The organism is Algoriphagus ornithinivorans (assembly GCF_900115305.1).
GTDB lineage: Bacteria > Bacteroidota > Bacteroidia > Cytophagales > Cyclobacteriaceae > Algoriphagus > Algoriphagus ornithinivorans.
This window is the reverse complement of record NZ_FOVW01000008.1, coordinates 23,309-45,393: the sequence shown is the minus strand read 5'-3', so window position 1 is coordinate 45,393 and position 22,085 is coordinate 23,309. Positions and strand designations below refer to the sequence as shown.

The following is a 22,085-nucleotide window of genomic DNA, read 5'->3' as shown; positions in this document are numbered from 1 at the left end:
CAGTTTAAGAGGTTTTTGTTTGGGCGGAGCCAATAATAATGGTTTGAATGGCAGCCGGACTGATAGAAAAAGCGGATTTGTAGTCAGCTATTTCCAGATTGATGGAAATCTTAAATTGGTTTTGGTTTAATACAACTAAGACCAGAGAACCATCCTCGTTTTTCGCAGCAGTTGCTTGAACTTTATCTTCTGAAACATTCACCTCAATGATTTTGGAACCTGGTCGGATAAATTTACTAAAGTGGGCCAAAATATAATAAAGCGGGGTGTAGTATACCTCATCATTCGATGGATCTACGATTACCGGAGCAACACACCAGTTTTCAAACCAGTTGGGACCGCCTCTTCGATCAAGCACCATATTCCAGTCTATCCATCCATCTACCCAATTATTAAAGCAGCCTATGATGTCGACGGCATACCGATACACAGGCACATATTGGGGGTGCAGGTATTTCTGATTTTCCGGAGCCCAAAGCCAACCCCAGTCTTTTGCTTCCTTGCTCCAATACCAGTCATCATCCTGCCATCTTGGAACTTCAGCATCGATACAGGCTTCAGTTTGAATAAGGAATTTTTCAGGAGCCTTGTGATGGGTATATTGTAAGGCCTCCGGAAAGACCTCATAGGTACTTTCGTACCAATGAACCGCCGTGCCAGAGAAGTACTTGGAAGACTCGGCATTAGCAAACATGACATCTACCCATTCCTTCAGTCCTTCCCGGTTTTGGTCATAACCTAGAATTTTCACCTCTTTCCAACCCTTATTTTCCAGCTTTGGGCCAAGGTGAAAACGAACAAAATCAGTCATTTCTTCAGGGCTAAAATGCATGCTTTCCCAATTATTCCCATTGCCATGAGGCTCATTTTCCACGGTTAGTCCCCAAATAGCTATTCCCTCATCCTGGTAAGCTTGGAGATATTTTTCAAAAAAATCTGCCCAGACCGGATAGTACTCCGGAAGTAGTTTTCCTCCTACCCAACTCTGATTATCCTTCATCCAAGGAGGTGCAGTCCAGGGAGTAGCGATGATTTTGAAACCTTGCTTGGAATAAGTTTTTGCCTCTTGTATCATAGGAATCAAGGCTTTCCTATCTCTTTCAATGGAAAAATTCTGGAGACTTACATCCCCGGCATTGGAATCGTAGGAGTAATGGCTTAGTGAAAAGTCACAGGAATTAATATGTGTTCGAGTCAAGGAGTAGCGAGAGCCCTCCTCGCTGAAATATGCCTTGAGAATCTCACGTCTTTTTCCTTCGCTCATCAGAGTAAGAAGATGAGCGGAAGCTTCAGTGAAGGAACCTCCAATTCCTGTGATAGTCTGAAATTTTTTCTCCGGATTGAGTGTGATCTGAATCGTGATCTCTGCCTCCTCAAACTGGTCAACTTTCTCCAGCTTTCTGCCTTGAGCGGAAGTTTCAAATACCTGAATTGATCTATTTTGTAGCATTGAGTATTTCAAATTGAGAATCAGAAGAGACTTGGGTTATAAGTGCTCGTTTGGGGGAGGGATCATGGCAGCTCTGAGAGCCAATTCAATATTCCCTTTTTTGGTCTGTTTGAGTGGTTTCCCATCACGGGTTAAACCTTCGAAAACTCCTGCTTCAAACTGTTCCCAAAGCGCAGCTTTGACTTTACCGTCCACGGTAATCAAACCAAAATGATTTTCTGAGCCCTGTGCATTTCCTGAGTCTTTCCAGGGTTCATCAAAAGCTTCAAAATAGAAACAGGAAATTCCTTGGCTATTTGTCCAGTTTCTCATTTCCTGGTAGTATAGCATTTCCTTGTACTCATCGCAGGCTCTGGATCCTTCCAGACCATAAAATCCATCCGAACTGCTGGCCCAACCGGTTTCTCCTATATGTACGGGTTTTCCAGGGGCAATTTTTTCCACATAAGCCTTCACTTGCTGATATTGTCCTATAGCAAAGTCTCGGGCTCTTTGCATGGCTTTTTCTAGCTTTTCTTTTTTAGAAAGCTTTTTCTCCGAGGGACTGACTCCCCAAAATATCGGATGATAGTGGGTATTGTGCATGGGGTAAGTGTGCATGGAAATAAAATCCACTTCCCGAATCAACTGATTGAGCGAGGGGGTATGGTAAAGGGGATCTCCACCACCCCAAGATGAAAAATCATCCGAAGAGGTGATCCAAAGTTCCGATGGGATTTGCTGCTTTTTCTTCAGGTTTTGTAGGTGCTTGACCCATTTCAAGATTACCTCTGGCTGTACATAATAAGATTCGGCCCATTTGACCATGGCTTCATTTCCTACAGCTATGATTTTGACGATTTCAGGATATTGATTTGCCAGCTCAACGCTTTTTGCAATTTCGACCTGATTTCGTTCGCTTTCCTGAAAATGATCAGGTTGCTTATCTGTCCAGGCATTTTTGCAATCGATCCATGCTCCCAGCATGACATACATTTCAAAGCCTTGTTTCTCCTGATTCAGCTCAGAAATGGCTTTGAGCACATTTGAAGCATGAGGTAAGTGTACATTGTAAGTTCTCAGAAGGCGTATGCCCATAGCATGAAGAATGAGTAAATCTTCTTTCAGCTGAGTTACGGTAGGCTGAATACTTCTGGAGTTCTTTCTATATCCTCCATAGGATATTGCGAGGTAATCCGGGTTTCCTAGTATATCTTTTGCAGTCATTCAATGACAGTGATTATGTTTTTGAATAGTGGAAAAAGCAAATAAAATAAATCTGAGAAGTTTATATGCGATATCTGGAAAAATCTAATGTGCGAGAATAATGAATTGATTGGGGAAAGTATGCATCTCATTTGAATAGAGATAGAAAGCAAACACTGTTTATTTTAGCTTACAACTGATTTCAGAATGCATATAATGCCTGAGATTTACCGGTTGATCAGTACAAATTGCCAAGAAACCCCATATTTATCCTCGCACCAACCGAATTTTTCCCCAAAACCGTAATCCCCATCTCCGGCATAATTGTCAAGGGGAACCATCACTTGACCTCCCTCGCTAGATAGTTTCTCGAATAAGATTTCAATTTGATCTTCCGATTCGGAAGAAATAAATAAGGATACTCCTGGAGTAAATGACCAATTGTGTTTGTAATTACTTTCGGAGACTTGGTATTCCGTGCCGTTTAAAGTGAAAACTCCAAACTTGATCAAGTCTGGTGTTCCGCCAGGCTCACCTTCTGCATAATTTACGATCCTTTTTACTTCCGAATTCGGAAAAATAGAGGTGTAGAAATTGATTGCTTCTGTGGCCTTACCGCAGTTATCTCCAACGAATGTGAGAAAAGTGCTGATTTTCATGGGTGACAAGGGTTTAATTAATTTCAGGCTAAAGTCTCAATCAAAGTTGATAAATCCCAAGATTCAGGACAAAGCCAATCTAATCTTCAAATGTTTATTGGATTTGAGTTTTTATAGGCAAACTCTGAGGTTTTGAAAGGTGCCTCGAGTCTTTTAAAATTCTATTAGCCGGATCAGAATAAATCTTAATTACTCACTCATTTCAAACTTTTCACGACTAACTTCCGATCTATCTTTTTTCACCAAATTCAAATTGTCTGTTGTCGCACTGAAATAAACTGTTTCTGACCAATTCCAACTTTCTTCTTCCCTCAAGTTAACTCCACTTGCTTTAAAATAAACTGAAATAGAGTTTCCCTTCGTGGCAATGACAATTTCATCGAATGTGTTTTGAACTGTCGCTGTGTTTGGAATTGTTGGGCAAGCCTCTAGTTTAGATAAAACTTGTTCATCAGTAGCAAACCATTTCCTTAAAAATCCGAGGTGATTCTCCGAGCATTGATAACCAAGCCCGAGGGCTGAAATTATTTTACAGTCCAAATTGCTTCTGTCTTCATTTGCCTTCCCATCCCACCGGCACTCATTCCCTATAAAGGTAGCAACATATCCAAGTGCTGCTTTTTCCTGAGGGGTAATGGATTTAATATACTCTTCATTCAAAAAAATAGTGCTGGATGTCTGATTTTGTATAGAATCATACTTCAGATCTCTCCAAAGAAAATTTACTGTAGTATCGGTTAAATTCACCTCGTTCAGTTCAATTTCCTGTCTTTTTGCTTCACCTGTTCCTTGGTCAATTTTGGGAGTCATTTTTCCGCAAAAAATCAAAAAAATCAAAGCATATATTATGAGTATTTGTTTCATTTGTTTTAAACCTATTAATTACTGACTGTCAGCTGTTAGCTGAATCAGGAATTGAATTATCTATAAAGAATCAGACATTTTCAGCTATTTCAATTTACGGAATTTAGCGGTTGAATGATTGGACTTAGTCAGAAGGATTTGGAGTGCTCAAGGTCAATTCAGGCATGTGATAGTACAGGAAACATCCAGTGTTTATTTATGAAAAAGTCATGTGTATCCTTCAGCATGAAAAGGGTGTCCGAACCCTTTATTAAGTGTTTATCAAAACCTATTTCGTCCAAAGGTGTAAATCCCAAGACCACTTGAGCAATGCTTTCATCAACCATGGTCTGAATTACGTCATGGATATTCAGTGGTTTTGTTGAGAATATCTCATCCAGATATAAAGTATCACCCACATACTCTGCGATTGTAATTGCGTTGTGTTCCTCTATATAATAAACACTATTTTTCTTGAATGAATTACAGTAAAACATGATCAAGGATGGGTTGTTTCGCATAGAAATCCTTGAAGTAGGAATGGACTCCTTCATCCTTTTTATTAGAAAGGCCTGTTCTTTAGTTTCTTCCATATTCAGTTTTCTGAAGGATTTAATAGAGCTTCGAGTATTGATTTTTTTCGTATACTGATATTCCTCCATTCTCCTGAAATTAAATTTTGGATAGAAATCGAGCACTGTATCATTTGCAAAGAGGTAGATAAAATCGGCTTGGTCTTTCCATTCGTTCATTACTTGTTCCATAAGGAACCTGTTAAGCCCTTTATGACGGAATCTTTTGTCAGTCATCACAGTCCCAATCTGAATGCCTACCTTCCGTTCATTGTCGATATCAAATTCGATTTTGTTTATAGAAACATTCGAGATGACCTGATTGTGATGCAAAAGCGAATATGGGATGTAATAATCCCCCCATAATCCCTCTTGGTACCAGTCTTCTAAGCTGAATCCAAAAATGGACTCTGTTAATTGATTGAAACTTTTCCTGAGGTTTTTGTCGTGTTTAAAATCTTTGGCAAAGCCATATCGAATGTCAGATAGTTCTACGAATTCCATTACTTTACTTTTAGCTTATTTTTTCTTCAAGCTTTCTAAGGTTGATGAATAATCCGTCCATTTCTGGATTTAAAGTGATTGCAGGTTCATTTTCCTCAGTTGAAAATAGCAATTTTCAATAGCTTGGTGAGTATCTGTTGAATTTAGCTCACTGTCCAATATAAAATTTTTTGGATATCCGCTTTCTTACCAGTATTGACAAAAATACGGCTTAATGTCTGCTAAAAGGATCAGAATCCGGAAGCTTCGCCTGCCTGCCGTGGCTGGGTCTTCGGTCATCGGTCTTCCAACCAGTCAAGCAAAGAAAATAAGGCAACTGGCATGATTGCGGATAATCAGATAAGATTTTAATTCCCATAAATCTGACAACCGACATTCAGACCAAATAGGAAAAACTTAGTAGTATCTCGTTGGATTCCGTTTTTAGTTGTGTTGCTGAATTTGGCTAGTTGATTAATGCCATTACCGCTCGAATACCCTATCAAACCACTGGTGCTTATATTCCTTTTTAATAGCGTATTTTGTTTATACGTTTGGACTATTCCAAGAACATACTCTCACCCAAAGTTTGTATGCCTTTCACATCCTTTTACTAGTTTGATTGCATAAAAAAGGATGAAAAATATCCGATTGAAGAAAAGGATATTATCAACTCCTTCGGGAAAAAAGATTACTCCTTTTCAAGCATCATTAGTAAAACAGGGAGCGATGATGATTGGAATTAATTTATGACCGAAACCACACGGTCAACATGAACTAAACCAGATTAAATGAACAAAGTACTACTGTTATTGGCCCTGAGCTTCTTCTCTTTGACTACGGCTTCAATTAGTCAAACGCTCGTTGATAATAATAAAATCCCCAATAGACTTAGAGTATTTATCGATGGCTGTGAACGCTGGGATGGTGGTTGTGATATGGATTTTATCAGAACGGAAATCACAGCAGTTGACTTTTATAGGGATAATCAAACCGCTGATGTCTTTCTCCTGATTAACAATAACAGATCCGGAGGCGGTGGAAGGCAATATCAACTTTTGTTTATAGGCCAACAAAACATCCATGCGGGAAGAAGAGATACCCTCTATGTCAATACCAAACAGACGGATACAGACTTTGAAGTAAGGGAAAAACTCACCCGCTTTATCAAATTAGGTTTAGCTCCTTATGTTGCGAAAACTAAAGCTGGAGAAGGGATTGAAATCAATATGAAGACTGACCCTGCTAATTTTTCAGAAGAAGAGGAGGAAACTGTAGATCCTTGGAATTATTGGGTTTTTAATGTGGGTAGTAATGCAAATATTGAACTGGAAGAGTTGAGCAGGCAAATCAACATTGGTGGAGATGTCAATATTAATCGAATAACAGATAAATGGAAAATTTCCCTATCCGGGCGTATAGATGAAAGGCTGAGAAGAACGATTCAAAAAGTACCTAGAGTTGATGCCAATGGCAATCCGGTTCTCGATGAAAGTGGTAACCAGATTATCGATCAAGTTCAGAATAATTTTGATGTATCAGAATTTGGCTTTAGCCATCAGCTTGTGAAAGCTATTTCACCTCAATGGTCCTATGGATATGATATAGCGGGTCGTCAGAACACCCGCTTCAATTATCAGTTCCAGACCAGCTTTAGACCAGCCGTGGAGTATAATTTTTTCCCGGAAGCAGTACAGAATTCCAGATTTCTAAGAGTGAACTATGGGGTCGAAGTCAGGAGAAATAGCTATGTCGAAGAAACGATTTCCGGTGTTCTTGAGGAAACCAGGGTTCTCCATAGCTTGAGAGCCAGTCTAGGTCTCAATCAGCGTTGGGGTAACCTGGAAATAGGATATCGACTGAGAAATTATCTAGATGATTTCAGCTCTTGGTCCACAGGTATGAATATCAGCGCAGAAGTCCGTGTTACTGGTAATTTTTCTTTCTTTATGAGGGTAGAAGGCAACTATGTGAAGGACCAGATATATCTGGCTTCGGGAGATTTTACCGAGCAGGATATATTGAGTGGGAGGGTAACCCTGCCTTCAGCATACACCGTGGATTCCAGATTTGGCTTTAATTACCGCTTTGGTTCCAATCTCAATAACTTCGTAAATCGAAGATTCTTTGGTAGAGCCAATTTCGTTGGGAATGATTGATGAATCAATCTGGGGGTATGCTCCGTGGTTTTTACGACTACGTCTTTCAATTGGTAACGGTTCGGGTATGAAACGGAAGGCATTTCGAAGGGAGAAACTTCCAGTTAAATAAAAAGTAAGATACTAGGCAAAGGGCTTGAAATTACTGCCATATCGCCTATTCTTATATATACATTGTTAGCGGTTCGGGTTTCTTCTTAGTACTAATTTAGATTGATTTCAAGAGAATCAGATACTTTTCAGCTCGAGACTCAGCAATAAAATCAAATGTTAAAAGAACAAGTCCCATTAGCATTAGTCCGATAGCTATTCCTTTAATCAACTCGTTGTTCCAAAATACTATTGCCAAGATTAAGCCAATGAGTCCAATAGCTATCTCAACTTTCATTAGATTACTAAAGGTTTTAATAACCTGTTCAACTCTTGGAATCTCTTCACTTTGAATCATCCCAGGAGACTCATTATAAAATGTGGTGACTTTGTTATTATGATTTGATACTCCAAAGAGAACTCCAAGACAGACAACAAGCAATAAAGTAGCAAGAGGGATTACAGCATAGGCTATACCTTTAAGAAAGACCTTTTGCTGAAATAGAAAAAAGATTGAACACGCAATTAATAGAATTGAGGCAATAGCACCAATCGTGCATTGAACTCTTTCACCATTAAAGTAAGCTATGATACTATCCATTTGATTTATTAATAGCGATGATAAGGAGGATGCCAAAAAAGTAGTGTGAAACAATCGCGGCAATTACTGTTGTTTCAGCCAATGAGTTATTGAAAATGCCTTCATCTTTCATTACTAACCACATAACCCAATCCATAGTAGCACTCGCCATTTGATAAAACGCAAGTCCTTTTGCAACGCCCAAATGAGGCTTTTTTCTGAAAATCCAAGCAATATAACCCATTGTTCCAAGAGACAATCCGATTAATTTGGCAATCCAATGCCCATCTGGTGATAAGTTCCAGCCTGTTGCCAATGGAATTAATGAAGGTGGTAGCATTGCTGCTGCGAAATAGAAAAACTCTAATATGGCAACCGCTGTAAATAGAAATTTTAAGTCTGTTAATCTGTTCATCCGATTTTTTTTTGGTAAATTTTAAATATATGTCTTAGGTTTGAAACCTACAAGCATAGAGTATAGTCTATGCTTTGAGTTTTTTTCAACAAAAAATCAGACAATGTTAATAAGTGAATTATCGAAACGAACAGGTGTATCAGTTCATACGCTACGGTATTATGAAAATTATGGACTGTTTAAAGGTGAAAATAATAAAACAGTTAAGACTAATAATTACAAACAATATGATGAAAGTCTGATTGAAAAGATTCAATTAATTAAGGAGGCTAAAGAAATTGGCTTCACTTTGTCGGAAATAAAGGATTTATTAGAAGACTGGTTTAACCATCAATTATCCGAAGAGAAAAAGATTCAAGCTTTGGAAGCTAAAATCATAGAAATTGACTCTAAAATCACACAATTCAAGCGGGTTAAGAAAATGCTTATTGAAGGCATTCAAGATGTTAAGGAGGGCAAATGTTGATTGATTTTACCTGACCGCTAACGGTTAGTATATGAAAAGTAGGCGATTCGAAGTGCGAAACGTTCATTTAAGACCCAACTTTGATTCGAGCCAAAATCTTTTTGTTTGTAAATATTCTGCCTATTTTTTATATTCCTTGTTAGCGGTTCGTTTTTTAATTTTTTCGTATTTCTCTACTATTTCAACAATTAAGTTTCTGCTTTCTCTGTATTCTCCCCAAATAGACAAACACCAATTTCGTATCATTTTATCTCTTTCAAAACCTGATTTAACTGTCAATACATCAGACACATTTATTTCTCCTCGGTTTTTTGGGAAGTCTATTTTTGGCCATTTTATTTTATTTTTTGACATTAATATATGAAATCCTTGTACTTCTCTTCCTGTATATCCCTTTTCCAAATACAAGTAGAGTCCTACGAGCGAGAATATCGTTCTTATTTCCTTAGTTGTTTCATCGGCTATTTGTGCTCCATACGCATCTACAATATGTTGATGTATGAATGAGGGATCCTTATGAGACAAGGTATAAAATGATAACTCGTTAAAATCTTCTTCTTTATTGAAATCCATTTAGTAAGTGATTTTAAATGACCGCTAACGTTTAGGCTATAAACTGTGGTTGTTTTAAAAACTCTTCATTATTCGCCTAACGTAAAGATAATGAATATAAAAGTATCCTTCACCTCAAAACCGACCATAGATTATAGCCTCGTGTTGTGGGGTTTATATTCATTTTAAAATAAGAGTATCTGTTATATGTCGGCCTGGATAAGAAAAGTAGTATATCCCTGGATCAAGTCCTGCCATATCATTTAAATCCGTAGATTTATATAGGAGGTGTTTATAGTTGTTAATTTCTTTTAGTTTATTGTTATTAAGCTTATATAATTTTTCTTTATATGTTTTTATTAAACTAGAATCCAAATTAACTTCAATATTTCCAATAGCAATTAATTTTCCGTCTTCATATTTAAGATCATATCTCTCAGTATTAGAAACATATCCCGGATCAATATAGAGATGAGAACCATTTTGGCTGTCATCTTTTTTTACTATCCAGAAATCCCCAAAAGGCCTAAGTCCAAACTGCTCATAGAATACTAATGTACTATCATTGATTACTTTAAGTTCCGTAAATCCATTACCTATATCACTCGATGGTTCTAAAATAAAGATTTCGTTATATTTTTTCATTAAATAGTAGCTAGAACCTTCCCAAGCATAAGCATCACTATAATGATAGAATTCAAATTTTTCATTTCTTATTAAGGTATCTATAAAGTCACCCTCTTCTGCATTAAATCTTGCGAAATAATTTGGATCAACTTTTTCAAAGTGTGGAGATTCATTTCGGGTGCACCCTAAAAGTACCAGTAAAATGAATATTAGTCGCTTCATGTTATTTCTTTTATACCCCACAACGCTTGTGTATGCGCAGTTTAAATTTACCTTAAAATATTAATCAAATTTAAATTGTGCATACACTTTGTTGTGGGCTGTTTTGCTTAGTCCGCTAATTCTTCATAGGTCAATTTCCGACTTGGAGTGTCGTAGGAAACCTTGTAGGTCGTCCGATCTTTGTCGCACATGTAATAGAACCCATTGTTCCCAGTTGACCAGTTACAATCCTTGTCCGCGGTACGGCTTAGAGTCCTAAGTTTGTCAGTCAAGCGTTGATTGGAGGTCAATGAGAGCTCGACTTCGTAAATGATAGCAAAGTCCTGGCCCATGTCTTGGTATTCGTCCTTCAAAACTTTCTTGTTAGACGGAAGCGCAAAACCAATGTTAGTCTCAAACCTTTTCTCGCTTGAGATTCTCGTGTCACATGAAGCACAAAGTATTGTCAAGATTAAAGTTGTCAGTCTCATATGTTAAATCTGTCCAGCAAAATTGCCCACAACATTTGTATTGACGAATATTTCCTACGGCAATGGCGTCTATATCCGTCATGTGGATGACTCCCCTCGCTTCGGCTCACCTAAATTAAGAATTTCGGATATCCCGTCAAGAGGACTGACTACATTTTTATTAGAAACAGCCAAAATATGACTATATATTTCTGTAGTCTTGGAACTGCTATGCCCCAGCAGCACTTGAATCATCCGTAGATTAGTACCCTGCTGTAATAAATGGGTGGCGAAACTGTGCCTAAGGGTGTGCACCGTTGCCCAAGGATTTATCCCACTTTTTTCTACAGATTTCCTAAATACATTTTGGATGCTTTTTGTAGAATACTGTCCGCCATCCTGTCCTTCAAATAGCCAGTATGAGGGTCTATATGCCTTAAAATATCTTCTCAATTCGCCAAGAAGGATAGGAGAAAGATTTTTTTTATTGATATCCGCTTTATTATTTGTATCAACAAAAATACGGCTTATAGTCTGCTAAAAGGATCAGAATCAGGAAGCTTCGGTCCTCTGTCTTCGGTCTTCCAGCTCTAAAATCAAAAGTAATTTGCAAGTTGGTTTAATAAGAAATAATCGACCTTGATCTATTCCATCCCCTTTACCGAGTGCTGCCTTTCCCGATTAACTCTTAGCTCCAAGACATCCGGCCGGGAATAATGACCCGTCGGATCAAAGTTTTGTCTTTCTTCAAAAATCCGATTCAAGTCCAAACTTGCATATAACAGTCCCTCATAATCCGCTCTGGGTTCTAGAATCCATTTTCCATCCGGTCCTGCAATGCAGCTACCTCCATTTGCCAAGACCTCTGGACAATTTTTAAGAATTTCCTCCAAATGGGGACTGTCTGCGGGGAAATCAGATTTGCGCATCAAACTGGAAACGGATATCACAAAAGATCGCCCCTCCTGAGCTATCATCCTTGTGATTAGCTCGGTATTTCTGACTGCGCCCGGCCAAACTGCGATATGCAGATTTTCACCCAATCCGTACAAGGCTGTTCTCGCTAAAGGCATCCAATTTTCCCAACAATTGAGTCCGCCTACTGTAAAACCTTTCAGTGAATGCACCTGAAGTCCGTTTCCATCACCTGGTGCCCAAGCCAGTCGCTCATCGTAGGTGGGTTGAAGTTTTCGATGGACAGATTGGATCTGTCCATGTGCATCAATAAAAACCAAAGAACAATACAAACTATGCCCACCTCTATCCTGTGGTCTTTCAATGATTCCCAAATAGACAGCGAGTTGAAGCTGCTTCGCCAATGCCTGAATCTCCTGTAAGTCCCCACTTTCTATTTGAACTGCATGTCTGGCATAATGGGCGAAGATCTCTTTTTGCATGCGATCATCCCAAGCGGAAGCATGGGTGATGGAAAGCCACCAGGGATATCCGGGAACCAAACCTTCTCCGAAGACTATTAATTCGCTTCCTTCACGAGCGGCTTCATGCATGCAGGATTTGACCAGCTCCAGTGTTTGTGACTTGTTGAGCCAAATCGGAGCAATTTGGGCTAGAGCGACTTGAAGGTGATTAGCTGACATATGGAGTAAATTATTGTGCTTTGGTTGTAAAGACGTAGGAATAATTGGATGAACGGAAAGTGAATTTTCAAGTAGACTTGCTAATTTAAAACATGCTAGCAACCTATTCTCAAAAATTTATACTTCCAACCTATTTGGTAATTCTGATCCTGCTCAATTTCTCCTGTCAGCAGCCTAAGCGTGAAAGTTTAAAGGATGAATTTTCCTCAGATTTTAGAATTGGTGTAGCCGTCAATGGCAGACAGGTCACAGATGAGGAAGATGGAGCAGATTCCTTATTGCATTTGCATTTCAATTCTCTTACGCCTGAGAATGGCCTTAAGTGGAGTAGAGTGCATCCCGAAGAGGATAGGTACTCCTTTGAGTTTGGGGATGCTTTTGTGACTAAAGGAAAGGAGCTGGATGCTTTTTTGGTTGGGCATACACTGGTCTGGCATCAGCAGATTCCTGATTGGGTATTTCAGGATCAGGAAGGGCAATTGATAGACGCAGAATTACTTCAAAAGCGGCTGGAGAATCATATAGAAACCGTAGTGGGAAGATACAAAGGGGATATCCATGCATGGGATGTGGTGAATGAAGCTTTTGAGGATGATGGAACTTGGAGGAAAACCTCCTGGTATCTATTGATGGGGGAGGACTATATCGCTCAGGCTTTCCGAAAGGCAAATCAGGTAGACCCCAATGCAGAACTTTATTACAATGATTACAATGTCTGGAAACCGGAAAAGCGCAAAGCCATATTAGAAATGGCTCAAGCTCTTCGAAAACAGGGAGTGCGAATTGATGGAATAGGGATGCAGGGACATTATCGATTGGACTTTCCAAGCTTGGACATGATAGAGCAGGCAATTCTGGATATTCATGAGGCTGGTTTTGATGTGATGGTAACAGAACTGGATGTGGATATCCTTCCAAGACCTAGTGATTTTGACGGAGCTGATCTGGAGATTTCATTTGCTGAATCCGAGCGCTGGAATCCATTTAAAGATTGGATTACCCACGAGAAAGAAGCAGAGTTGGTCAGGCGCTACCAATCTCTTTTCCAGCTCTTTCGAAAGCATTCAGATAAAATCAGTCGCGTCACTTTTTGGGGATTGCACGATGGCAGCAGCTGGCTGAATAATTGGCCGGTAAGAGGGAGAACCAATTTCCCTTTGCTTTTTGATAGAAATAAGAGGCTTAAGCCAGGCTTTCTAGAGGCCATAAAATCAGAATAAAAAAAGCGATTCCTATCAGAAACCGCCCTTTTTCACTTACTAAACCAACTTTATCTCTTAAGAATTCACAATTTCAGGTTCAACGTCCACCAGTGCTACTGCACCGTGGATGGCTGTTTCGTCCAATTCGGACAATAAGATTTTAAGATGTTCCAAAACGGTAGGATATCCAAAGCTCTCCAAGGAGCGGTACAGGGATTTTTGAAATAAAGGAAAAGTCTTCCGAATGGATCCTCCTAACACAATAGCTTCCGGAGCCAAAGCGTACAGTATGTGCTTGATCAACTCTCCCAAATGATGCCCAAATTCCTCAAAAGCCTGAATAGCTTCAGGGTCTCCTGCCATGGCTTTTTTGGCCATAGCTTTGGGCTTGGTCTGATAATAATTATGGAAGAATTTGCCACTGCAATAGTGTTCGAAATTATGATCTAAATAAGGAGCGCTGCACCATTCACCGGCAGCTGAATTCACCCCAGAATACAAATGCCCATTGATTACAATTCCTCCTCCTACGCCCGTTCCCAAAGTGATTCCTACCAGGTTTTTATATTTCTTCCCTACGCCAAACTTATGGACGCCCAAAGCAAAACAGTTTGCGTCATTATTGATGAATATGGGCTTGCCAATTCGTTCTGTGAGAAATTTACCGAGCTCCACATGCTGAAAAGCCGGGATATTTGCCAATCCCAGCACAATGCCTTTTTCTACATCCACTAAGCCTGGAATTCCTATGCCTATCCCCTCCAAATCATGATGCAAATAGGATTCTATAAAAATGGCTATGGTTTCAAGGATGAATTCCTGACTTTCCTTGGCCGGTGTGGGAATGGTACGGATATCTTCCAAATGCCCGTTAATCAGCACCCCGCCTTTGATGGTGGTGCCTCCAATATCCAATCCCAATATGGCCTTTTGCATTCCTTGAGTTAAAATAGTGACTAAATAGGTTAATAGGTTGACAGCAAATTGTCTTGCTTGATTTACTCGGGTGCGAAGAAATGCTTTTTACAGCATTCCTTCAATAGATTTTTCTAGTTCTCTCGCAGTAGCCAGGAATTCTTCTACGTTCATGTCTCTGAAGAAAATCAGACCATGACTGGCTCGAACTTTCGCTCGCTCGTGCAGGTAGAAGTAATTTTTTCCCAACAGTAGCTGAATGTCATTCAATTGTCCAACCCAGGTACGCTTGGCTACTGTGCTGAATTTTCCATTATGGGAATAGCTAGGGAAAGAAGCATTTACCTGTGAAAGATAGCAATTGGTGAAGGAGTCCTCCATCACGGACATATCTCCCAAAGAAACCGGAACGATGACATTGGCTTCGTGGGGTTCAAACTTAAACCACACATTCCTGTAGCCTATGATTCTCAAATCGCTGAGGTCTTTTTCCTCACCCCATTTTTTGACTGCCGCCGCCGTAGCCTGCAATACTTTGTAGTGGGTGTCTGGACCTGAGCCTTCTGGATCTAGCGTTAAACTAATCTTCGTAGGGTTAACTTTTCGGAATAATTCCACGATCGGTTCTACGTCGCGCGTTTTATCAGGCTGTTCGGTGAAAATATCTCCTGTATAAAAGCCCAGTCTGAGGTGATGAACGTTCTTAACCTGTACACCAAAGTGAGCCCAAACCAATTCTTCTTCAAATTCCCGAATCATGCCTTTCAGCTTTTGGATTTTGGATGGATTTTTTTCTCCATCATAACTCTTTCTCAAAATACTGATGACATCATTGATAGTTTCCCGGAGCTGAGTCTTGTTTTTTACTTCGTAAATGATCACCAAAGCTCTAACAACACGGTGACAAAGTCCTCTTTTCCTAGCCTCAGCATTTTCGGAAGCTACATTTGTCAGGAAGTGGTAAACATCTTTGTCTGTTTTCAAACTATATCCCACCTCGAAAAAGTCTTCATAATTCACCATTTGGATTTTGTTGTCATCCAATAGTTTTTTGGTGTGTTGAAGTGTATCAATGACAAATGTGTTGGTCACAGCTGTGAAGCCCGAAGTCAGCACAGAGAAATGAGCTTCATTGCTGGGTTCATGCAATTGATTGGTAATGTGAGGAAGAATACCCAGTGAAATATCATCATGGTGTGGTCCTGTATGTAGCAGTCTTTGGTCTTTTTCCTGCTCCAAACCTTTTGCCAGCTTATCCTCTATACTTTTCATTACCAGGCTGACTGTTTCCTCAGAAAGATCAGGGATCAATTTGCAGTATTTATCCGCTTTCAGATCACTCAATTTTAGCCTGTGTCCATATTTATTCAGCTTTTTGCAAAGCTCAATCACTGCTCTTTCTGTTTTTTCAAAAGTCCATTCTCCCTTTTGATAATAGCTGTCAAGAGAGTCTGTTAATTTGACTGCCGCTCCTTTGGTCAGGTAAAAACGGCCATTTTTCAACTTTTGAAGGACAGTAGCAGGGAATACGTTATTCATCGGGGTTTCTAGAGAGTCCCGTACTATTCCTGCTTTAGCTTCTCCTGCTGCGATAATTATCGCCACCGCTTCTGGATTGTAGACGATAGTATCCAAGCCGATAGTGATCACCAATCTGTTGGCGGATACTTCAATGCCACCCAAGTCTCCGGCTGCTACAGCTTGCGTTTCAAAATTGGTCTCAGTCAATCGGGTAACTGAGTAAATATGAGAACCTCGGGTGTTGAAAGCGATGTGTCCATCCGGTCCGATTCCGCCAAGGAAAAACCCGATTCCTCCTAAGTCTCTGATCCTTTGCTCATATTGTCCGCACCATTGGTCGATTTTGTAGATGGATTCCTGCTGAATTTTTTCAAGTTCGTTTTGAGGATCTCGAAATCTCAGGCTCAAGTCTACTTTCAGGTCAGGGAATACTTCTTTATAGCTCAGACCATTGGCTAAAGGGATTTCATCTGAGTTGATGAGAATGGCTTTTTCCTTAGAAAGGCCAAATCCCTGAATGTAAAACTTATTTACATAGTCGTAGAAGGAATTGTGCTGGGAAGATGAGATAGGGTAAAATTCATCTATCTGTACAAAAGTCAAGTCCTTTAAGACAGGCTTTTTGGTTGCTCCCAAGCCATACTTTTCCCGAATGTCTTTGCCTTTTTTGCTGTCCCAGTTTTCTAATAAATACTGAGTCCATTTGATAAAAAATTCGGGCGTCTTTCCAGTAGGTAAGCTGATGACTCCCTGTGGGTTGGCTGCCGCCCATTCCAAAAACCGGCAGGCGGTAAGCAAACCTAATTTGGGGAAATTGTCAACCGTCAAGTAGGGAATCAGCGTGGAAATTTTTTCAACTCCTGATTCCTGCAAGAAGCTTTTCTCTACTTCGGATAGTGGGTACTTACTGAGCATGCTGGTTAGACAGTTAAGGGTTTATAAGATTTATTATCGGTTTTTACTTCTTCTATTCCAAATAAATTAAAATAAGCAATCGGTTGTATTCCAAAAAATAATTGGAAAATCAATTAAAAGTAAAATTTACTATTGTTTACCTTTTGCAGAGCTTTAAATTATTTGTCTGAACAAATTTAAAAAACTTTCACTAATAAAAAACAACTTTAATAAAAAATTTATAAAAGTATCGGAAGGAGCTGAAATTTATAGACTTCGGGTAAATGAAAACTTGATTCTGGCTTGGAAATCCTTGATAACTTTAAATATCTCTATGAGAGTAACTGATTGAACCTTAGTTAAAGAGTCAAGGGTCAGAAAGTTCTTTGGTTTTTCCTTTTTCTCAAGAATCAAACCTGCCTGATTTTCCAAGCGGAGAGACATTAGGTAATTAAAAGCATGGATTAATTCCTGAGTTTCAGGCATGGTGAATACTCCTTTTTGCCTTAGCAAGTCTATCCTTCTAACTGTATTGGTTTCATGGATTTTATGTTTGAGTGCAAAAACCCTCGCCAAATCCACAATGGGACGCATAGTTTGTTTTAGGTTCAGTTGTTTTTCACCGTCTATTTTTTCGGTTTTTATATTTCTAAAGAAAGTAAGTGGCGGTTCGTACTGAAGTGCATTGTAGCCCAAATTGATAAAAAAACGCTCGGGAGCCTTTTCTAGCAGCTCTCCCATATAGTCCTTCAATTCCACTAATAAACTTTCCTCTCCAAAAATGGCTCTGCAATCAAAAAAGGTTGAATAGTTCATGGCTGTTTCCTGAGAGGCGTCAGAGATCCAACTCTCATAATTTCTTTTCCAATGAGAAAGGGAATGAGTCCACTTGGGGTTCATGGCCATAAGTTCACCATCACAAAAGGCGATACCAATCTGATCTAAAGCTGTTGAAACCCGGGTGGCAAAATCCAAGAAATAGGCCCGAACCGCTTCTCGTTGTTCATTCGCTTTATCCTCATAGATAATGGCATTATCCTGATCCGTTTTCAGAGTCAACTCACCTCTTCCTTCACTTCCCAGTACGAAAAAGACAAATTTGGCAGGAGGGCTTCCAATTTCTTTGATGACCCGCTCGATGACTCGTTGCGTAATAGTGTCTGCGACAGTGGTGATGATTTGATTGACTATTCCTGCTTTCATCCCTCTTGAGAGCAGGAGATGAATAATTTCTGGCATACGCTGCCATTTATCCTTCAGTTCAGTGATCTGTCTGGCTTCTTTTACAGATTGAATAAACATAAAGGGCCCCTGGCTTTGCTCGGTAAGAATTTTGGTTCTGCTAATCCAGCCTATGTATTGCTCATTTTCCTTGACCAACAAATAGCGGGATTTGGTACGGAACATTAATAAAAGCGCCTCGACGAGAGTGGCTTCAGGATGGATGGAAACCATGGTATGTTCCATGATTTCACTGATGGGTGTGTCGAAAGCCAAGCCTTTTGCCAAAGCCTGATCCCTGAGGGTAATGTCGGTGACATAGCCTTGAATCTGCTGAGGCGATTCCCCTACAAATAGGCAGGATACCTGCTCTTTTGCCATTTGGGCAGCACTGTCCTGAATAGATGTGGAGGCTTTGGCCATGCGTAAGTGACGGAAATGTAGGTCACTGACATGTTTGGCGTAAAATTGATCCGAAATAAAAGTTGTCCCGCTTTTCATCTTCCCCAAATTAGCTAATCTTTAGGACTGAAGAATAAAAAATCACAAAGCTTATATGTTAATCATTGTCACCGGTGTGTCAGGTACCGGTAAAACAACCTTAGGTTCTGCACTTGCTGCCCATTTGAGTTTACCATTTTATGATGCGGATGATTTTCATCCAGCTGAAAATATTGCAAAAATGAGTCAGGGCATTCCTCTCAATGACAATGATAGAAAGCCTTGGTTGGAAGCCTTGGCTAGCAAACTTACGGAGTCCAAGGCCGGTGGTGGTTGCGTTTTGGCTTGTTCTGCCTTGAAAGAAAGCTATCGGAAAATTTTGGGAGTGGATTCCTCTGTGAAGTGGATTCATCTGAAAGGAGATAGGGATTTGATCTGGGCTAGAATGCTGGCGAGGAAAAACCATTACATGAAGGCGGAAATGCTGGATTCTCAGTTTGCCACTTGGGAAGAGCCAGCCTATGGATTAAAACTGTCCATTGATCAAACTCCCAAAGAGTTGTTGCAGGAAGCTTTGAGTTATTTGGACAAATAACCTTTTACAGGATCGGATTGCATTCCACTTTATAAAACACGAAATTCAAGATAACCTAATGTCCATGGCTATGAATTCAATAAAAGTATCGCTGCTGATTTCCTTTTGTTTATTGTCCTTTTTTGCCTTTTCCCAGAAAGCTTTGGTGACTAATGTGCACATCGTAAGTATGGATGGGAAAGAGGTATTGAAAAATCAGGCAGTATACATTGTAGATGGAAAAATAGACCAGATTATTCCTCTCACTGCACAAACTCCCAGGATGTATAGCGAAAATCTGATAGACGGACAGGGCGCTTATATTTTTCCGGGATTGGCAGAGTTCCATGCCCATCTTCCTGTTGAAAATGACGGAAATACTCAGCTTCAGGAGGAGTCTATGTGGCTTTACCTTGCCAATGGGGTATTGAGAATTCGCAGCATGCTTGGTCATCCTTCCCATATTGATTTGAGAGCAAGAGTAAATTCCGGAGAAACGCCCGGGCCTAGAGTGTATATTTCAGGACCTTCCTTCAATGGCAATTCTGTAACTAGTCCTCAGCAGGCCGCAAAGATGGTGAGGGAGCAAAAAGAAGCCGGTTATGATCACTTAAAAATTCACCCCGGAGTGGAGCTGGATGAGATGTGGGAAATTTCAAAAACAGCCAAAGAATTAGGAATTCCTTTTGGAGGACACGTTCCTCTCGCTGTGGGGATAAAAAATGCTTTGGGAAGCGGCTTTAAATCCATAGAGCATATGGATGGCTACATGGAAGGCCTTCTGCCAGATAATCTGGAAATTGATCCTGCCACCTCCGGGCCTTTCAATCTAAAGTTAGTTGGAGAAGTGCAGATGGAGAAATTGCCAAACTTGATTCAGATGGCTTTGGATCAGGGAACCTATATAGCACCTACTTTAACTCTTTTTGATCGATATTTTGGCTATATCCCGGCTGATGAATTCCGTCAGGCGCCTGAAATGAAATATTTGCCTGGCTTTCTGATACAGCAGTGGGTTAATGCCAAAAAACAAATGGAAAGAGCGGGGATGTTAGATAAAGAGTTTGTAGCTCCTTACCTCGAGTTTAGGAGAAAATTATTTATGGAATTACATCAGTCAGGAGTGCCAATGATTATGGCCTCGGATTCTCCACAAGTATTTAATGTTCCGGGCTTTTCCATTCATCATGAAATAAGACTGATGTCAGAGGCGGGAATGTCCAACTATGAGATTTTAAAATCTGGCTCGGTTGAACCCGCAAAATACATGGGAGAAGAAAATGACTGGGGTATGATCAAAAAGGGAATGGCTGCTGATTTTGTGATGGTTCAAAACAACCCTTTGGAAGACCTAAACACCATGCAAAAACCTCTGGGAGTAATGATCCGAGGGCAATGGATCAGTGGAGAAAAGCTACAGGCAGAATTGGATAGAATAGAGAAGAATCATGAAAGGAAGCCTTAGGAAGGTGAGAAGTGAGAAATCTGAAGTCTGAAAAAGTAGGGAGTAGGCAGATTGAGTAAGTTTGAAAGATAAAGTGAGAAGTCTGAAAAAGTAGGCAGTAGGCAGTGACAGTAGGCAGTGACAGTAGGCAGATTGAGTAAGTCTGAAATATAAAGTGAGAAGTCTGAAAAAGTAGGCAGTGGGCAGTAGGCCGTAGGCAGCGCTAAAACGAGGTTAAGCAGGGAGCGCAACTCCTATGAAAATGACTTTCATTAAGAGGCTTTTCTGGAGTAAGGCTTTTTCCAAAGTGGCTGAAAGAGGTCTTACCTTAAATTAACAATAATTCAAAAACCTATATTTACCACCCAGACAATATGAAAAAATCCATCTTCTATTTCTCTCTATTTTTCGGATGGGTATTCGCATCTTGCGATTCTCAACCCCAAAAAGAAACAATCACCCAAGAACTTGAATTGATGATCAAAGCTGAAAAAGTAGCCGAATGGCAAGGAAAAGATGTGTTTCGATACACCTTAGATAATGGAACCATGAGTGTAGAGCTCTCCAACTTTGGAGGATTGATTTCAAAAATATTCGTTCCTGATCAAGAGGGCAACCTCGAAAATATCGCATTGACTTTTGACTCAATTCCTGAGTTCCTTACTAAGCCTAATCCCTTCTTTGGTGCCACAGCCGGGAGAGTAGCGAACAGAATCGCGAAAGGAAAATTCACTCTCAACGGGCAAACTTATACCTTGGCAACCAATAATGGAGAAAACCATCTGCATGGTGGTGTAGAAGGATTTAACAAAAAAGTATGGGATGCTGAGCCTTATACCAATGATTCGATTTTGGGAGTTAAAATGACTTATATAAGTCCTGATGGAGAAGAAGGATATCCAGGAACTTTAACTTCCACCCAATGGATTGAACTGACACCTGATAATACGATCCGTATCCGTTTTGAGGCTTCTACTGAACAGCCAACCATTGTTAATTTGACCAATCATACCTACTTCAATCTTTCTGGAATTAAAGGCGATGTGTTGGATCATGAGTTTCAGTTTTGGGCGGATTATTACACTCCTGTGGATGAAGGGTTGATTCCTACAGGTGAAATCAAAGATGTGTCAGGTACGCCCTTTGATTTTCGGGAACCCAAAAAACTTGGTGATCAGATCGCTGCCATTGGAGGGGGCTTTGATCACAATATGATTTTGAAACAAGAGCCATCAGATGAAATGGAGCATTTTGTCCGCGTCAAGCATCCTGCAAGTGGGCGCGTGATGGATATGTATTCTGACAATATGGGAGTGCAGTTTTATACTGGGAATTTCATTGAAAATTTTGCTGGCGCTGATGGAAAAACCTACCAAAAGCACTGGGGATTTTGCCTAGAATCTCAAAACTGGCCTGATGCGATCAATCATGAAAATTTCCCCAGCCCTATTCTAAATCCGGGAGAAAAATATGAGCATAGAATTGAGTATAGGTTTTCGGTAAATCAATAAAGTTCTGCTAAT

21 protein-coding genes are annotated in these 22,085 nt (G+C 39.9%); 6 read left to right on the top strand and 15 right to left on the bottom strand.

The genetic code is table 11. The features are described from left to right. Positions 1 to 4: 4 nt before the first annotated feature. The 5 genes from BM073_RS13230 to BM073_RS13210 all read right to left on the bottom strand — a co-directional run bounded on the left by BM073_RS13230 (position 5) and on the right by BM073_RS13210 (position 5,213). A complete protein-coding gene (locus tag BM073_RS13230) occupies positions 5 to 1,450 on the bottom strand; it encodes a glycoside hydrolase family 30 protein (RefSeq protein WP_091654805.1) in 1,446 nt (481 codons plus the stop codon). 36 nt (positions 1,451 to 1,486) lie between these two features. Beyond that, positions 1,487 to 2,656, bottom strand: a complete 1,170-nt coding sequence (locus BM073_RS13225) for a glycoside hydrolase family 17 protein (protein ID WP_091654804.1) — start codon at positions 2,654 to 2,656, stop codon at positions 1,487 to 1,489. A 206-nt stretch (positions 2,657 to 2,862) separates the two neighbouring features. Next, positions 2,863 to 3,294, bottom strand: coding sequence for a VOC family protein (locus BM073_RS13220; protein WP_091654803.1), 432 nt, complete (start codon positions 3,292 to 3,294; stop codon positions 2,863 to 2,865). A gap of 189 nt (positions 3,295 to 3,483) precedes the next feature. Continuing rightward, complete coding sequence (locus BM073_RS13215) at positions 3,484 to 4,158, bottom strand: hypothetical protein (RefSeq protein WP_139217498.1); 675 nt, start codon at positions 4,156 to 4,158, stop codon at positions 3,484 to 3,486. A 158-nt stretch (positions 4,159 to 4,316) separates the two neighbouring features. After that, a complete protein-coding gene (locus BM073_RS13210; protein WP_091654801.1) occupies positions 4,317 to 5,213 on the bottom strand; it encodes a GNAT family N-acetyltransferase in 897 nt (298 codons plus the stop codon). A gap of 770 nt (positions 5,214 to 5,983) precedes the next feature. Here BM073_RS13210 and BM073_RS13205 point away from each other — a divergent pair. Further along, positions 5,984 to 7,351 carry a hypothetical protein gene (locus BM073_RS13205; RefSeq protein ID WP_217643113.1) on the top strand — a complete coding sequence of 456 codons (1,368 nt, stop codon included), beginning with the start codon at positions 5,984 to 5,986 and terminating at the stop codon, positions 7,349 to 7,351. Positions 7,352 to 7,559: 208 nt separating this feature from the next. Here the strand turns inward: BM073_RS13205 and BM073_RS13200 are convergent, their stop codons facing one another. After that, positions 7,560 to 8,042, bottom strand: a complete 483-nt coding sequence (locus tag BM073_RS13200) for a hypothetical protein (protein ID WP_091654799.1) — start codon at positions 8,040 to 8,042, stop codon at positions 7,560 to 7,562. Beyond that, entirely contained in the window at positions 8,035 to 8,436 is a 402-nt protein-coding gene (locus tag BM073_RS13195; protein WP_091654798.1) for a hypothetical protein, read from the bottom strand. Before BM073_RS13195 ends, BM073_RS13200 begins: the two co-directional genes overlap by 8 nt. A 103-nt stretch (positions 8,437 to 8,539) precedes the next feature. Here BM073_RS13195 and BM073_RS13190 point away from each other — a divergent pair, with 103 nt between their 5' ends. Next, positions 8,540 to 8,902, top strand: a complete 363-nt coding sequence (locus BM073_RS13190) for a MerR family transcriptional regulator (RefSeq protein ID WP_091654797.1) — start codon at positions 8,540 to 8,542, stop codon at positions 8,900 to 8,902. Between the two features lie 120 nt (positions 8,903 to 9,022). On the opposite strand, the gene BM073_RS13185 is transcribed toward BM073_RS13190, so the two are convergent. The 5 genes from BM073_RS13185 to BM073_RS13165 form a co-directional block, all read right to left on the bottom strand. Further along, on the bottom strand, positions 9,023 to 9,475 hold the full coding sequence (locus tag BM073_RS13185) for a DUF5946 family protein (protein ID WP_091654796.1): 453 nt from the start codon (positions 9,473 to 9,475) through the stop codon (positions 9,023 to 9,025). Positions 9,476 to 9,634: 159 nt separating this feature from the next. Then, entirely contained in the window at positions 9,635 to 10,303 is a 669-nt protein-coding gene (locus BM073_RS13180; protein ID WP_139217497.1) for a hypothetical protein, read from the bottom strand. Positions 10,304 to 10,410: 107 nt separating this feature from the next. After that, the gene (locus tag BM073_RS13175) at positions 10,411 to 10,773 is read right to left on the bottom strand and encodes a hypothetical protein (RefSeq protein ID WP_091654794.1); all 363 of its coding nucleotides are present in this window, start codon (positions 10,771 to 10,773) and stop codon (positions 10,411 to 10,413) included. A gap of 78 nt (positions 10,774 to 10,851) precedes the next feature. After that, the gene (locus BM073_RS13170) at positions 10,852 to 11,205 is read right to left on the bottom strand and encodes a tyrosine-type recombinase/integrase (protein WP_245756423.1); all 354 of its coding nucleotides are present in this window, start codon (positions 11,203 to 11,205) and stop codon (positions 10,852 to 10,854) included. Between the two features lie 191 nt (positions 11,206 to 11,396). Beyond that, positions 11,397 to 12,350 carry a carbon-nitrogen hydrolase family protein gene (locus BM073_RS13165; RefSeq protein ID WP_091654792.1) on the bottom strand — a complete coding sequence of 318 codons (954 nt, stop codon included), beginning with the start codon at positions 12,348 to 12,350 and terminating at the stop codon, positions 11,397 to 11,399. A gap of 92 nt (positions 12,351 to 12,442) precedes the next feature. Here BM073_RS13165 and BM073_RS13160 point away from each other — a divergent pair, with 92 nt between their 5' ends. Continuing rightward, positions 12,443 to 13,570, top strand: a complete 1,128-nt coding sequence (locus BM073_RS13160) for an endo-1,4-beta-xylanase (protein ID WP_091654791.1) — start codon at positions 12,443 to 12,445, stop codon at positions 13,568 to 13,570. Positions 13,571 to 13,627: 57 nt separating this feature from the next. Here the strand turns inward: BM073_RS13160 and BM073_RS13155 are convergent, their stop codons facing one another. The 3 genes from BM073_RS13155 to BM073_RS13145 form a co-directional block, all read right to left on the bottom strand. Then, positions 13,628 to 14,488 (bottom strand): ROK family protein, encoded by an 861-nt coding sequence (locus BM073_RS13155; RefSeq protein ID WP_091654790.1) that lies wholly within the window; start codon positions 14,486 to 14,488, stop codon positions 13,628 to 13,630. A gap of 87 nt (positions 14,489 to 14,575) precedes the next feature. Next, on the bottom strand, positions 14,576 to 16,903 hold the full coding sequence (locus BM073_RS13150; protein WP_091654789.1) for a PIG-L family deacetylase: 2,328 nt from the start codon (positions 16,901 to 16,903) through the stop codon (positions 14,576 to 14,578). A 246-nt stretch (positions 16,904 to 17,149) separates the two neighbouring features. After that, on the bottom strand, positions 17,150 to 18,604 hold the full coding sequence (locus tag BM073_RS13145; RefSeq protein WP_091654788.1) for a DUF294 nucleotidyltransferase-like domain-containing protein: 1,455 nt from the start codon (positions 18,602 to 18,604) through the stop codon (positions 17,150 to 17,152). A 55-nt stretch (positions 18,605 to 18,659) separates the two neighbouring features. On the opposite strand from BM073_RS13145, the gene BM073_RS13140 reads away from it, so the two are divergent. From BM073_RS13140 to BM073_RS13130, 3 genes are all read left to right on the top strand, one after another. Next, complete coding sequence (locus tag BM073_RS13140; protein WP_091654787.1) at positions 18,660 to 19,139, top strand: gluconokinase; 480 nt, start codon at positions 18,660 to 18,662, stop codon at positions 19,137 to 19,139. A gap of 70 nt (positions 19,140 to 19,209) precedes the next feature. Next, positions 19,210 to 20,583 (top strand): amidohydrolase family protein, encoded by a 1,374-nt coding sequence (locus BM073_RS13135; protein ID WP_091654984.1) that lies wholly within the window; start codon positions 19,210 to 19,212, stop codon positions 20,581 to 20,583. A 353-nt stretch (positions 20,584 to 20,936) separates the two neighbouring features. Continuing rightward, positions 20,937 to 22,073 carry an aldose epimerase family protein gene (locus BM073_RS13130; RefSeq protein WP_091654786.1) on the top strand — a complete coding sequence of 379 codons (1,137 nt, stop codon included), beginning with the start codon at positions 20,937 to 20,939 and terminating at the stop codon, positions 22,071 to 22,073. Positions 22,074 to 22,085 lie beyond the last annotated feature (12 nt).

Excerpts from the sequence above, each read along its gene's own strand:
- BM073_RS13205 (WP_217643113.1), top strand. The coding sequence starts at position 5,984 with ATGAACAAAGTACTACTGTTATTGGCCCTGAGCTTCTTCTCTTTGACT.
- BM073_RS13140 (WP_091654787.1), top strand. The coding sequence starts at position 18,660 with ATGTTAATCATTGTCACCGGTGTGTCAGGTACCGGTAAAACAACCTTA.
- BM073_RS13135 (WP_091654984.1), top strand. The coding sequence starts at position 19,210 with ATGAATTCAATAAAAGTATCGCTGCTGATTTCCTTTTGTTTATTGTCC.
- BM073_RS13130 (WP_091654786.1), top strand. The coding sequence starts at position 20,937 with ATGAAAAAATCCATCTTCTATTTCTCTCTATTTTTCGGATGGGTATTC.
- BM073_RS13190 (WP_091654797.1), top strand. The coding sequence starts at position 8,540 with ATGTTAATAAGTGAATTATCGAAACGAACAGGTGTATCAGTTCATACG.
- BM073_RS13200 (WP_091654799.1), bottom strand. The coding sequence starts at position 8,042 with ATGGATAGTATCATAGCTTACTTTAATGGTGAAAGAGTTCAATGCACG.
- BM073_RS13155 (WP_091654790.1), bottom strand. The coding sequence starts at position 14,488 with ATGCAAAAGGCCATATTGGGATTGGATATTGGAGGCACCACCATCAAA.
- BM073_RS13160 (WP_091654791.1), top strand. The coding sequence starts at position 12,443 with ATGCTAGCAACCTATTCTCAAAAATTTATACTTCCAACCTATTTGGTA.
- BM073_RS13175 (WP_091654794.1), bottom strand. The coding sequence starts at position 10,773 with ATGAGACTGACAACTTTAATCTTGACAATACTTTGTGCTTCATGTGAC.
- BM073_RS13220 (WP_091654803.1), bottom strand. The coding sequence starts at position 3,294 with ATGAAAATCAGCACTTTTCTCACATTCGTTGGAGATAACTGCGGTAAG.
- BM073_RS13215 (WP_139217498.1), bottom strand. The coding sequence starts at position 4,158 with ATGAAACAAATACTCATAATATATGCTTTGATTTTTTTGATTTTTTGC.
- BM073_RS13230 (WP_091654805.1), bottom strand. The coding sequence starts at position 1,450 with ATGCTACAAAATAGATCAATTCAGGTATTTGAAACTTCCGCTCAAGGC.
- BM073_RS13145 (WP_091654788.1), bottom strand. The coding sequence starts at position 18,604 with ATGAAAAGCGGGACAACTTTTATTTCGGATCAATTTTACGCCAAACAT.
- BM073_RS13165 (WP_091654792.1), bottom strand. The coding sequence starts at position 12,350 with ATGTCAGCTAATCACCTTCAAGTCGCTCTAGCCCAAATTGCTCCGATT.
- BM073_RS13195 (WP_091654798.1), bottom strand. The coding sequence starts at position 8,436 with ATGAACAGATTAACAGACTTAAAATTTCTATTTACAGCGGTTGCCATA.
- BM073_RS13185 (WP_091654796.1), bottom strand. The coding sequence starts at position 9,475 with ATGGATTTCAATAAAGAAGAAGATTTTAACGAGTTATCATTTTATACC.
- BM073_RS13210 (WP_091654801.1), bottom strand. The coding sequence starts at position 5,213 with ATGGAATTCGTAGAACTATCTGACATTCGATATGGCTTTGCCAAAGAT.
- BM073_RS13180 (WP_139217497.1), bottom strand. The coding sequence starts at position 10,303 with ATGAAGCGACTAATATTCATTTTACTGGTACTTTTAGGGTGCACCCGA.
- BM073_RS13150 (WP_091654789.1), bottom strand. The coding sequence starts at position 16,903 with ATGCTCAGTAAGTACCCACTATCCGAAGTAGAGAAAAGCTTCTTGCAG.
- BM073_RS13225 (WP_091654804.1), bottom strand. The coding sequence starts at position 2,656 with ATGACTGCAAAAGATATACTAGGAAACCCGGATTACCTCGCAATATCC.